Source organism: Pedobacter sp. CFBP9032, from assembly GCF_034045265.1.
Classification (GTDB): domain Bacteria; phylum Bacteroidota; class Bacteroidia; order Sphingobacteriales; family Sphingobacteriaceae; genus Pedobacter.
Map to the genome: position 1 here is coordinate 1 of NZ_JAXCWE010000021.1, position 13,595 is coordinate 13,595.

Annotated in this window: 8 protein-coding genes and 1 rRNA gene; 2 read left to right on the plus strand and 7 right to left on the minus strand. The window is 38.5% G+C overall.

The features are described from left to right. Nucleotides 1-78, plus strand: a 5S ribosomal RNA gene (rrf, locus tag SOM16_RS23300); the annotation flags it as partial. 577 nt (nucleotides 79-655) lie between these two features. Further along, the gene (locus SOM16_RS22400) at nucleotides 656-1,636 is read left to right on the plus strand and encodes an acyl-ACP desaturase (protein ID WP_320466230.1); all 981 of its coding nucleotides are present in this window, start codon (nucleotides 656-658) and stop codon (nucleotides 1,634-1,636) included. 69 nt (nucleotides 1,637-1,705) lie between these two features. Here SOM16_RS22400 and SOM16_RS22405 read toward each other — a convergent pair whose 3' ends face one another. From SOM16_RS22405 to SOM16_RS22435, 7 genes are all read right to left on the minus strand, one after another. Beyond that, nucleotides 1,706-5,077 carry a methylmalonyl-CoA mutase family protein gene (locus tag SOM16_RS22405; protein ID WP_320466231.1) on the minus strand — a complete coding sequence of 1,124 codons (3,372 nt, stop codon included), beginning with the start codon at nucleotides 5,075-5,077 and terminating at the stop codon, nucleotides 1,706-1,708. A 1,542-nt stretch (nucleotides 5,078-6,619) separates the two neighbouring features. Continuing rightward, nucleotides 6,620-8,278 carry an alkaline phosphatase PafA gene (pafA, locus tag SOM16_RS22410; RefSeq protein WP_320466232.1) on the minus strand — a complete coding sequence of 553 codons (1,659 nt, stop codon included), beginning with the start codon at nucleotides 8,276-8,278 and terminating at the stop codon, nucleotides 6,620-6,622. Nucleotides 8,279-8,347: 69 nt separating this feature from the next. Next, a complete protein-coding gene (locus SOM16_RS22415; protein ID WP_320466233.1) occupies nucleotides 8,348-9,637 on the minus strand; it encodes a bifunctional folylpolyglutamate synthase/dihydrofolate synthase in 1,290 nt (429 codons plus the stop codon). 172 nt (nucleotides 9,638-9,809) lie between these two features. Further along, the gene (locus tag SOM16_RS22420; RefSeq protein WP_320466234.1) at nucleotides 9,810-10,625 is read right to left on the minus strand and encodes an energy transducer TonB; all 816 of its coding nucleotides are present in this window, start codon (nucleotides 10,623-10,625) and stop codon (nucleotides 9,810-9,812) included. Continuing rightward, nucleotides 10,625-11,026 (minus strand): ExbD/TolR family protein, encoded by a 402-nt coding sequence (locus tag SOM16_RS22425; RefSeq protein WP_320466235.1) that lies wholly within the window; start codon nucleotides 11,024-11,026, stop codon nucleotides 10,625-10,627. The genes SOM16_RS22420 and SOM16_RS22425 overlap by 1 nt, the downstream gene beginning before the upstream one ends. After that, the gene (locus SOM16_RS22430; protein ID WP_320466236.1) at nucleotides 11,026-11,730 is read right to left on the minus strand and encodes a MotA/TolQ/ExbB proton channel family protein; all 705 of its coding nucleotides are present in this window, start codon (nucleotides 11,728-11,730) and stop codon (nucleotides 11,026-11,028) included. The genes SOM16_RS22425 and SOM16_RS22430 overlap by 1 nt, the downstream gene beginning before the upstream one ends. Beyond that, nucleotides 11,730-13,595 carry a hypothetical protein gene (locus SOM16_RS22435; RefSeq protein ID WP_320466237.1) on the minus strand — a complete coding sequence of 622 codons (1,866 nt, stop codon included), beginning with the start codon at nucleotides 13,593-13,595 and terminating at the stop codon, nucleotides 11,730-11,732. The genes SOM16_RS22430 and SOM16_RS22435 overlap by 1 nt, the downstream gene beginning before the upstream one ends.

A 13,595-nucleotide genomic window follows, 5' to 3' on the forward strand; every position in this document is an offset into this window, starting at 1 on the left:
GATTCCGAACAGAGAAGTTAAGCCCACCAGAGCCGATGGTACTGCGGTAACACGTGGGAGAGTAGGTCGGTGCCAAATCTTAAAAGCCTCAAGCAGGCATTTAACAAAGAACCCTTGCAGTAACAACTGCAGGGGTTTCTGCGTTTGTAGGAAGAAGGAACAAAGAGCAAGGAGTAAAGACTAAAGCTGAAAGACGAAAGGTCAAAGCAGAAAGCTGAAAGTCGATTCTTCGTTTGTAAGAATAAGGAACAAGGATTAAAGAGCAAGGAGCAAAGAACAAGGATTAAAGACAAACGCTAAAATTGGATCCGACCAGTTTTCCTTTTGTTTTCTAGCCTAAACCTTATACTGTATCTTCCTGGAAAATGAATGAATCAGGCAACGAGTAGCGAAAGGCAAATAATCGCAGATGATCTGATTCCAAAAATCATCTCATCACATCTTACAAAATTATGCTACACTTCTTCCTGAACAATTAAATTTAATATCTCGCCATAAATTCGTATTTCATTACATTCACAAAACCATACTTTCGTTAAGAGAACAGTAATTAAGATCATATATAAAACTGATTCCTTGCAAATGTGTTAATATAATAAGGTTTGCCATAATATTTGGTTATCTTTGTTTTTAACAAAATTTATATAAAAGAGTAATGAGTTTTTTTGCAGATAAAAGAAGGGAAGTAATGGTGCATATCGAGAAGTATATGCTCGAAATGATGGATACCTACCTTAAGCCAATCGATACGAATTGGCAGCCATCTGATTTTTTACCTGATTCTACAAGTGAAAATTTTTATCAGGAAATTAGAATCCTGAGGGAAAATGCAAAAGATATATCTTATGATTTAATGGCTGTGTTAATCGGTGATACCATTACTGAGGAGGCACTGCCAACTTATGAATCCTGGCTTGCAATGGTTCAGGGACCAAGTATGAAAGAAGATGGTGGTTGGATGAAGTGGAACAGACACTGGACTGCTGAAGAAAATCGTCATGGTGATCTATTGAATAAATATCTTTATCTATCCGGACGTGTTGATATGCGCCAGATGGAAATATCTACCCAATATTTAATTGCTGATGGTTTTGATATTGGTACCGGACATGATCCTTACCGTAATTTTATCTACACTTCATTCCAGGAGTTAGCAACAAATATTTCACATAGAAGAGTTGCTTCACTGGCTAAAAAGGATGGCGATACACTTTTGTCTAAAATTTGTGGTGTGATTGCATCTGATGAGGCCAGACATGCAAAGGCTTATAAAGACTTTATGAACCGCATTTTTGAGGTGGATCCTAATGAAGCTATGCTTGCTTTCGAAGATATGATGCGTAAAAAAATTGTGATGCCTGCACACTTTTTACGAGAGGTGGGTTTAAAGATAGGCCAGACGTTTGGTCACTTTACAGATGCAGCACAACGTTTAGGTGTTTATACGGCTGTTGATTATGTAGAAATTATGCAGCAGCTTATCGAAGATTGGAAAATCGAAGGCATGCAAGATTTAAATGATGCTGGTGAAAAAGCCCGCGACTATATTATGGCACTTCCATCTCGTTTATTGAAAGTCGCTGATCGAATGAAGAATCCGACAATTGATTATAAGTTTACCTGGATAGCTGGTTAAGCTTCATCTATAAATATATTAAAGGGCCTTTTTGAATTTCATCAAGGCCCTTATTCTTTTAGCTGGTTTTTACATATTTCTGCGATACTGTCCTCCTACTTCATAAAGCGCTTTGCTAATTTGACCTAGTGAACAGACCTTACATACTTCCATCAGTTGCTCAAAAATATTTTCTCCCTGAATAGCAGATTTTTGAAGCTGTTTAAGTAAATCAGCTGATCGATCTTCATTTCTATCCTGGAATTTTTTGAGTGCATCTATCTGATATTGTTTTTCTTCTTCGGTGGCTCGGATGATCTCACCTGGAACAATAGTTGGCGAACCATTTTTATTCAAGAATGTATTTACACCTACAATTGGATATTCTCCGGTATGTTTAAGTGTTTCGTAATACAAACTTTCTTCCTGAATTTTTCCACGTTGATACATGGTTTCCATTGCGCCTAATACACCTCCACGATCATTAATCCTTTTGAATTCCGTTAGCACAGCATCTTCTACCAGGTCTGTTAATTCTTCAATGATGAAAGCACCTTGAAGGGGATTTTCATTTTTAGCCAACCCCAATTCACGGTTGATGATCAACTGAATGGCCATCGCCCTGCGAACAGATTCTTCTGTAGGTGTTGTAATGGCCTCATCATAGGCATTGGTATGCAGTGAATTACAGTTATCGTAAATGGCATATAATGCTTGTAAAGTTGTTCTGATATCGTTAAAGTCTATCTCCTGAGCGTGCAAAGAGCGTCCTGACGTTTGAATATGATACTTCAGCTTCTGCGATCTATCGTTTCCTTTATATTTATTTTTGATGGCTTTTGCCCAGATTCTTCTCGCCACACGGCCAATTACAGCATACTCAGGATCGATTCCGTTAGAGAAAAAGAAAGAAAGATTCGGCGCAAAATCATCAATGTGCATACCTCTGCTCAAGTAATACTCAACGAATGTGAAACCGTTACTCAAAGTGAAAGCAAGTTGGGATATAGGATTTGCACCTGCTTCTGCAATATGATAGCCGGAGATTGATACCGAATAAAAGTTCCTTACTTTTTCATCAATAAAGTACTTCTGAATATCACCCATCATTCGCAATGCGAATTCTGTGGAAAAGATGCAGGTATTTTGCGCCTGATCTTCTTTCAAAATGTCGGCTTGAACAGTACCACGAACAGAGCTTATTGCTTTTGCCTTGATGGCTTGATAAACATCAGTGGGCAAAACTTCATCTCCGGTAACCCCAAGCAGCATTAACCCTAGGCCACTATTTCCTTCGGGCAAAGTGCCATTGTATGTAGGGAGTGGGATGTTTTTAGCTTTATAGATTGATCTTATTTTCTGCTGGATCTCGTTTTCAAGGCCATTCTCTATAATATATCTTTCACACTGCTGATCAATTGCAGCATTCATAAAGAAACCTAACAACATCGGTGCCGGCCCATTAATCGTCATGGATACAGAAGTTGAGGGTGCACAAAGATCGAAACCAGAATAAAGTTTTTTAGCATCGTCTAATGTTGCTATACTTACTCCTGAGTTTCCAATCTTGCCATATATATCTGGTCTAACATGTGGATCCTCTCCATAGAGGGTCACCGAGTCAAAAGCTGTGGAGAGTCGATGAGCTGGCTGTCCAAGCGAAACATAGTGGAAACGTTTATTCGTTCGCTCCGGCCCACCTTCCCCTGCGAACATTCGTGTTGGATCTTCACCTTCACGCTTTAGTGGAAATACGCCTGCCGCATACGGAAATTCACCTGGTAGATTTTCGGTAAGCAACCAGCGTAAAATATCACCCCAGTCTTCATATCTGGGTAGGGAAACCTTAGGAATGTTAAGCTTTGATAGCGATTCGTAATACAAAGGCTGTTTAATCTCCTTATCTCGCACTTTATAGATGAAAAATTCTTCTTTATAAGCCTTTTTAGTTTCCGGCCATTGACGAAGTAAGCGTTTGCAGTCACCATCTAACTGCTCTTCAAAAAATGAATAGGCTTCCTGCAATCCTTCACTTAAAGATAGAGCGGGATTATCAGATGCAAGGTCAATTACGCCCTTTAGTTGGTACATTTTCCGGGCTATCGCTGCTTGCTTATCTACCCATTCATTATAGGTTTGGCTTGATTCTGCAATTTCAGCGAGGTAACGGATTCGGTCTGGCGGAATGATGTAAATCTTTTCAGATTGATCTGAAGTTAGTTCCATTTTTGCTTTGAAATCTGTGGATGTTTTAACTTTAATCTGCTGCATTAGGGCAACAAACAAGTTATTCATCCCCGGATCATTAAACTGCGAAGCCATTGTTCCGTATACAGGAATTTCTTCATCTTTCGCCTCAAAAATATTATGGTTGCGTTTATACTGCTTACGTACATCCCGAAGGGCATCTAGGGCGCCACGTTTATCGAACTTATTAATCGCAACGAGGTCTGCGAAATCAAGCATATCGATTTTTTCCAGCTGTGTTGCCGCACCAAACTCGGGTGTCATTACATAAAGTGACACATCGCAATGTTCAGTAATTTCTGTATCAGACTGGCCAATGCCGGAAGTTTCTACAATAATTAAATTATAACCGGCAGCTTTACAGATATCAATGCTTTCCTGAACGTTTTTCGATAAGGCCAGATTTGCTTGTCGCGTGGCGAGTGACCGCATGTATACCCTTGGATTATTAATTGCATTCATCCGGATCCGGTCTCCAAGCAGAGCACCCCCGGTTTTGCGTTTCGAAGGATCAATGGAGATAATGGCAAGTGTTTTTTCTGGCACTTCTACCAGAAAACGACGGACAAGTTCATCTACCAAGGAGGATTTTCCGGCTCCACCTGTTCCAGTAATACCCAGGATTGGTGCTTTATTGTTTTTGGATAGGCGTTTAAGTTCATTCACGAAAGATTGCGCACCTTCTGGATCATTCTCTGCCACGGTTATCGCAGCTGCAATTGCCTTCACTTCCTTTTTAGGAATAGAGATCAGCTCGTCTGTGATTTTTTCTTTGGTGATGAAATCGGTTTGAATCAACATATCATTGATCATTCCCTGTAATCCCATTTTGCGACCATCATCTGGTGAATAGATTTTGGTAATTCCATATTCCTGCAATTCTTGAATCTCTGTTGGCAAAATAACACCGCCGCCACCAGCAAAAATTTTGATATGACCCGCACCTCGTTCCTGAAGCAAGTCATACATATATTTAAAATATTCGATATGTCCACCCTGATAAGAAGTCATGGCAATGCCCTGAACATCCTCCTGAATGGCACAATTTACCACTTCATCAACTGAACGGTTATGTCCAAGATGAATCACTTCGGCCCCTGAAGACTGAAGAATTCTACGCATAATATTTATGGTTGCATCATGGCCATCGAAAAGTGAGGCTGCCGTAACAAATCTAATTTTATTTTGTGGCCTGTATATTTCTACTTGTTGCATACTAAAGGATTTAAAGCGATATAAAATCAAATTTTACTGCTTGTTCCCAATATATTTGGTTCAACAAATGTAGCAAAATAAGCTACTTTAACAGCTAATACTCTAAACCGTTACGGCCTTTGGTTCAGCTACGATCCATAACTCTGCCATTCATATTCATTGCTTCAACCACCATAGATCGTTTATTATGGGTGGTGTCTAAAAGATGTTAGATATTGTTTTAACCATATAGACATATTAGGACATATAGGCCAAAGTTTGAGTTATGTATTATATTCTTAGATGAGCTAAGGTGCCTAAGGTGGTAAGCTGTATAAAAAAGATGTTAGATATTGTTTAAACCATATAGACATATTAGGGCACTTAGGCCAAAGTTTGAATTACGTATTATATTCTTAGATGAGCTAAGGTGCCTAAGGTGGTAAGCTGTATAAAAAAGAGGTTAGATTTTTTTAACCATATAGACATATTAGGGCACATAGGGCAAAGTTTAAGTTATATATTATATTCTTATGAGCTAAGGTGCCTAAGGTGGTAACCTGTATAAAAAAGATGTTAAATACTGTTTTAACCATATAGACATATGAGGCCATATAGACCAAAGTTTGAGTTATATATTACATTCTTAGATGTGCTAAGATGCCTTAGGTGGTAAGCTTTATAAAAAAGAGGCTAGATTTTTTTAACCATATAGACATATTAGGCATATAGGCCGAAGTTTTAGTTATATATTATATTCTTAGATGAGCTAAGGTGCCTAAGGTGGTAAACTGTATAAAAAAGATGTTAGATATTGTTTTAACCATATAGACATATGAGTGCATATAGGCCAAAGTTTGAATTATATTTTATATTCTTAGATGAGCTAAGGTGCCTAAGGTGGTAAGCTGTATAAATAAGACGCTAAATGCTGTTTTAACCATATAGACATATAACCCGAAGTTTGAGTTATATATTATATTCGTAGATGAGCTAAGGTGCCTAAGGTGGTAAGCTGTATAAAAAGGATGTTAGATTTTTTAACCATATAGACATATTAGGGCATATAGGCTAAAGTTTGAGTTATATATTATATTCTTAGATGAGCTAAGGTGCCTAAGGTGGTAAACTGTATAAAAAAGATGTTAGATATTGTTTTAACCATATAGACATATTAGGGCATATAGGCCAAAGTTTGAGTTAGGTATTATATTCTTAGATGAGCTAAGGTGCCTAAGGTGGTAAACTGTATAAAAAAGATGTTAGATGTGTTTTAACCATATAGACATATTAGGGCATATAGGCCATAGTTTGAGTTAAGTATTATATTCTTAGATGAGCTAAGGTGCCTAAGGTGATAAGCTATATAAAAAAGATGTCAAATACTGGTTTAACCATATAAACATATTAGGGCATATAGGCCAAAGTTTGAGTTATATATTATATTCTTAGATGAGCTAAGGTGCCTAAGGTGGTAGGCTATATAAAAAAGATGTTAGATTTTTTTTTACCATATAGCCATAAAACAAAAAACTATGCTGGTGGAGCATAGTTTCATGATTTTTATTTGTTCGTAATTTCTGTAATTGGTTCACCAACATTGCCATTTGGCATTTGTATATGGAGGAGTGCAGCAAGGGTAGGTGCAATATCCGTCATGTAATGCGTTTTATTGGATGCGCCCGGCTTTATTCCCCAACCCATGAATACCAAGGGAATGTGGGAGTCGTATGGGTTCCAGTTTCCGTGTGTGGTGCCGGTACTGCTTCCGTTAAACCAGTTCGGATTAAGGATATAATAAAGATCTCCGCTTCGTTTGGCATTATAACCATTGGTGATCATTTTTTTCTGAACTTCTGGTAACGTTGCTTGCGAAATTCTCGAAATATCAACGACGTTTGCAAAACCATCCAGCTTTTTAAGAAAATCAATCGAAGCCGATTTAATGACATCAAAGCTTACATCACCCTTATCTGTTTTGTCGTGATCGAAAATGATTTGGTTATTCATTGATCTCAGAACCAGATTATTTACCTTGAACTTTTCATTTAAATATCCGTTAAGTTTAGCAGCAATATCTCTATCGCTCACTACACCAGCAGGGAGTTTATTCTTTTGCATAAAGCCGGGTACATGTGCAGCACCGTGATCTGCAGTTAAGAAAATGGTATAGTTTCCTTTGCCAACTTGTTTATCGAGATAGTTAAAAAATTCTTCAAAATCCTTGTCTAACCGCAGGTAGGTATCTTCTGCTTCAATAGAATTTGGTCCGTATTGGTGACCAACATAATCAGTTGCTGAACAGCTCACAGCAAGAAAATCAGTAATGTTATCCTTGCCTAAATCTTCAGAGAGGATTGCCAGCTTTGCCAAGTCTAAGGTGATGGTATTGCCATAAGGTGTGCTTCTGATGGCATCGTAATTCTTACCTGTAAACTGGGCCAGGCTATGCGGAAAGGTGCTTGATTTTCCTTCATAAGCTTGTTCATCAGCTGTGCTGTTTACGTAAGTATCAATCGGGTATAAAGTTTCCCAGTTTTTCGCGTAAAATTTATTGGCAAGTTTCAGTTTGTTGTAGTCGGCAATCCAGGTAGGCACTTCATTCATGTAATATGAGCTCGTAATCCAGTTTCCTGTGCTTCCCTGGTACCAGTATGCCGCATTTGCTGCGTGACCAGCTGGCAGGATAGAACCCCGGTCTTTCAATGAAATTCCAATTACTTTACCTTTAAAGTTGGTGGCAATGCGTAATTCATCTGTAATGGTATTGCTCAGCATGTTTTTTGGAGACATGTTGCCTTCTGATGAAGGTGTACTTCCAACAGTAACGACTGAAGTATCTTCTGTGCAGTACATATTTTTCTTCGTTTCAGCATCGTACCAGTCGTTGCCAATAATGCCATGAATTGCCGGTACTGATCCGGTGTAGATACAGGTATGGCCGCAAGCTGTGTACGTTGGTGTGTAAGGGATGTACGTGTTTTCTGCAGAAAAGCCTTCGTTAATTAACCTTTTAAAACCGCCATTTGTATACCTGTTATAATATCTGTATAAATAGTCCCAGCGCATTTGATCGACAACCAAACCAACTACCAGCTTTGGGCGGGCAACTTCTGCAGGAAAATTTTTAGGTTGACTGGCGGAAGCTTTTTTGGTTTGCGCCGATGCGATTGAACAAGATAAGAGCGAGAGGGAAAAGAGTAAATAAGAAATTTTCTTCATTCTATTTTTATATAAAGGCCTAAATTAAGGATTTTAAGATGAAGAACTTTTGAAGTTTTTGTAAAGTTTTTATATCGCTTCGGCCACTACAAAAGTACTGCCACCTATAAAAACAAGGTCTGAAGGACCTGCGTTTTTAATCGCTGTTTCCTTTGCGATCGAAACTGAAAGATAAGCTTCACCATGCAGATTAAAAGTTGCTGCCTGTCTAGCTAATTCGGCTGTTGATAAGCCTCTTTCCAGATCAGGTTTACAAAAATAATACGCTGCGTCTTTAGGTAGGAGTGACAACACCTTCGAAATATCTTTGTCGTTTACCATTCCAAACACGATGTGCAAATTTTCATAAGGTGTTTGACTGATATTTTTAACTACTTCTGTAATTCCGGCTTCGTTGTGTCCGGTATCGCAAATTACTAAAGGGCTGGTTTGCAAAATTTGCCATCGGCCTTGTAAACCAGTGTCGTTCTTCACACTTTTTAATCCATTATAAATACTTTCTTCAGCAATTTTAAATTCGGTTTCTATGTCTAAAACATGCAATGCTTCTAAGACAGTTAGTATGTTTTTATGCTGATAGACGCCAGTAAGGTCACTTTGCAGATTTTTGTATTTGATTTTGTCTTCCTGAAATACTGATAACGAAAGTAAGTTATCCTTCAATTCAAAATCCGCTGCCTTTAAATGCTGATCTGCAAATACAATTGGTGCATTGACTTCTTCAGCTTTTGTACTAAAAACAGCTGATGATTTGTCCTGTGTTTCACCGATGATAACAGGTATGTTGTTTTTGATGATGCCCGCTTTTTCTCGGGCAATTTCCTCAATAGTGTTGCCAAGCATATTCATGTGATCCAAGCTAATATTGGTAATCACAGAAATTAGCGGTGTGATAATGTTGGTGGAATCTAAACGACCGCCTAAACCAACTTCGATCACCGCAATGTCTACTTCGTTTTTAGCAAAATGATCAAAAGCCATGGCTACCGTAACTTCAAAGAAGGAGGGTTGAATCTCTTCCATAAGAGATCGTTGTGCGGCTACAAAATCGACAACCGCTCGCTTAGGCATCATTTTTCCATTGATCCGGATGCGCTCCCGAAAATCTTTGAGGTGTGGTGAAGTATACAGACCTGTTTTGTAACCCTGTGCCTGCAGCACTGAAGCCAGCATGTGAGATGTTGAACCCTTGCCATTGGTGCCAGCCACATGAATACTTTTAAACTTACCTTGTGGATTATCAATTGCTGCACATAATAAAATGGTATTGGTTAAATCCTTTTTAAACGCTGAGGCGCCAACACGGGTAAACATTGGAAGTTTACTGTATAGAAAATCAAGTGTTTGCTGGTAATTCATGCCGCAAATATACATCAAGGGAATTCAATGTGAAATTGAATGGTATCAAATTTATGGTAAGCTGGGATAACTAATGTGGGTGTTAAATTCTATACGGCTTGAACACAAAAGCACAGATATACCTGTGCTTTTGTATGATAAAGATTATAAAGTAAAATTCTTTGAATTGAATCTAATTTACCCCAAAATTAAAGGTCACTAAGCCAGTCTGATTGTCTCCACCTTCTTCTGCTTTAATAATAGAAGAATTTAAAACCGCCTGAATACATTTATTAACCAATTCAGTATCAGTTGTGGTAGATCCTTTAAGATTTTGAGTTGCTTTTACTATTTTTCCGTTTCGGTTAAAATATACCCTGATTACAATCCGGCCTGTTTTCTGACCATCATCTGTTGGTTTTTCTAAATTGGCGAACCGCCTTAACGGAAGGGGGGTATTTCCAAATCCCGATCCACCTGCACCATAATTATTGGCTAAAGGATCGCCGTTAACAGAACCTTGATTACCTGGTGTGTTTCCAGTTCCATCTCCGCCACCCTGACCAGTACTTTTCTTGCCTTTATAAAGTGCATTTTGATTTACTACGGGTTTCGAAGGTTTATCTTCAGTTGCTGTAGTTGGGGTAGCAGCTTTTGTTTTAGTTGGCTTTGTATTTACGGCAATTGCCTCTTCTGTACTTTGTGTCTGAATTTCCTTTTCACCAGTTTCTACGGTGGTATTATCCGTAACTTTTTCTTCCGGCACTACTTTATCTGGTGCCTTATTGTTGGCATTGGGATCTGCTGAGGGCTCTTCAATACTGGTATAATCATCACCCATCCCGGTTTCAGCAGTACCATAATTAACCACCATACCGCCCATTCCTATTTCTTCGGGTGGTTCAAAAGAATTTATCACGATCAAAAAGCTAATCGCAAGCAAAACAGCCATGATTCCGCTGGAAATGGCAATGGCTTTTGGATAATTATTTTCTTCTGTAGTATTCATTATTTTTTAGGCTCTACAGCTAAAACGAGTTTTAATTTCAATTTGTTTGCCACATCATAAGCAACCATAATATTTTCTGCCGGAACATTCTTCGCAACATAAAGTACGATTGTCATATCTGGCGCTGCCTGTTGGTAAACTTCTATGGCTGATTGTAAACCTTCAGCAGGTACTGGTTTTTTATCAACGAAATAATTGAACTTATCGTCTATACTTACTGTCACTGCTTTCTTCGCCGTCGACTGTTGTCCGCTGCTGGATTGTGGCAATAACAATTTAACCACCTGTGGATTTACGACAGCAGAGGCCAATAAGAAAAACAGCATCAGAAAGAACATAATATCGTTCAGTGCCGATGTATGTACTTCTACACTTCCTTTTGTTCTTTTGCGTAAATTCATTACTTGCTCGGTTCTTCTAATAAATCAATAAAATCAATAGCATCAGTTTCCATTCTCAGGATAATCTTCTCTACCATAATATTAAGGATGTGATACAAAACATAGGCAATTATACCAATGATTAATCCAGATGCAGAGGTGATCATTTTTGTATATAAACCACCAGAAATGGTACCAATCTCAATTGCTCCTTTTATGGATACCTGGTGGAAAATGGTAATTACCCCAACAATAGTTCCAACGAAACCAAGCATGGGTGCAATACCAGCCACAATTCCAAGAATACTAATGTTCTTCTCTAATTTAGAAACTTCTAATTTACCCACGTTTTCAATGGCGCCTTCAATATCTTTAATCGGGCGACCGATACGTTTCAAACCTTTTTGCAACATGCGGGAAAGGGGAGAATTGTTGTTTTTTAATAATGACATTGCGCCATCTAAATTACCGGATTGAATGTAAGACCTGATCTGTCCCATTAAATTCGACTCATCTTTAGTGGCCTTTTTGATGGTTAAATAACGTTCAACAAAAATAACTAAGGCTAGAAAAGCTAAAAAGGCCAGAGGAATCATTACCCAACCGCCTTTAAACAGCAGGTCGATAAAGTGAAGTTCTTCTGGTGCTGGTGTTAACGCCTGGTTAACCGCATTTGCTGAGTCTTGAATCGCTTGCGTGGTGTCTTGAATTAATAAAGTAATCATTATGGTTGTGTGTTGTTAAATACTTGTTGAACGAAAAATCCTTTTCCTTTAAGTCTTTTTTGTATAATTTCTTTTTGTTCTTCTGCTTCCCGTTGCGTTTTAAAGCTTGCTACGCTCACTTTTTTTAGGCGGCCAGGCAGGTTAGCGATTTTTGCTTTTAAACCAATTTTTTCCATTTGCTTTACAAATACCAAAGCCTTTTTCTCTGATTGAAAAGAAGCTGCAATAACATCAAACGTAGAAGGACCACTATTTGGTACAACTTTTATTTCTTTTGGTGTTTCTGCAACTGGTTTAACTACTGGTTTTTCAATTGCTTTTACTACCGTATCTGTTTTTTTCTCCACCTGATTTACCTTCAGGATACTATCTGTTTTGGCAATCGAATCTTGTTTCGCTTTAACTGTATCTACTGCAACCTTTGGCGAATCCACTACCGTACTCGCAGCCGCTATGGGCTCAGATTGTCCAGTAAATAATTCTGGTTTAACAAGATAAGTAATCGCCGCGAGGATAATTAATATCAAAATTACGATTGTAACCTTTAACCAGGTAGACATGCCTTGTGGCTTTTCTTCTTCCTGCACCATCGGATCGTGACCAAAGCGGTTCGGATGCTCTGCGTGTTGTTCCTTTATAAATTGAGGCGCCTCAATGATTGGCTCTTCTATTTTAGCATCTTCCTCCAAATTAAGATAAGTTTTGGGCGCTTCGGTTTCAGCTGTATAGCCAAAGCGAAAACGATTTGGGTCTTCCTGATGGGTAATTATAGATTCGATATGGCCTGCTGTCGTAATAGGAGGCGTACTTGTTTTTTCAGTTTCAGAAGAACTAGTTTCTTCTTCTGATGCTGGCGGATTTCCAAAACGATTCGGATGTTCAGCGTGTTGCTCTTTTATAAATTCTGGTGCCTCAATTACAGGTTCTGATGTATTCAAATCTCCCGTAGTTTCCTCCCGGGAATTAATCGATGGAGATTCAGAATCAGTAATTGCCCTAACTGCTTCCTCATCTTCAGGGGTATGACCGAAGCGATTTGGATGCTCCGTGTGTTGCGCTTTTATAAATTCCGGTGCATCCGTTACTGTTTCTTCATTTTTAACATCATCTTCGAGATTGCCTTCTGTTCCTTTTAAATTTGTAGAATCAGCATCAGAAGCTGTAATTGCTTTAACTGCTTCTTCATCTTCAGGGGTATGACCGAAGCGATTTGGATGCTCCGTGTGTTGCTCCTTAATAAAATCAGGAGCTTCCGTAACTGCATCAGCTGGTAAAGTATGTTTCAAAGTATTTTTGAAATCATCATTCACTTCGTCTAACTCAATATTTTCTATTTCAGGATGTTTGGCATCCTTTTCTTCAGGAATGATGTGAACAGGAACACTTGGTGCTTCAGCAATTTCCTCGTAGGTTTCAGACTCATCATCTTTCAATTCATTTAGTTCGCCTTCTACAACACTGGTTTCAACCAATGCAGGTAAGCCAAAAAACTCAGATCCGTAATTGATGTTTTGCGCTGGTTCAAAGCTTAAACCCTCGTGCTCTGTAAAATATAATCTTCCTATACTCGGTAAAATGGCTTCGTTTTCCTGAGCCAGTTTTTCAGTAGTTTCTTCTACAAATTGGGTGATATAATGATTTGCGCTTCCAACAGAAATATTTTGTTTAGACGAGATATAAGCAGGAAGTAAATCCTCTTCTCTAACATCATGCGAAAACTGCAAGGTAAAGCCGGGAGGTAAAAAAGATTGTTTTTCTTTATCGTATCTCCCAGGATATTTCTTTTTATAAAAGGTGCCTAAGCCGGTAATACCAATTTCTTTGTGTTGTTGTAAGAGTTCAAAAAGAGATGACGAGATATCCAT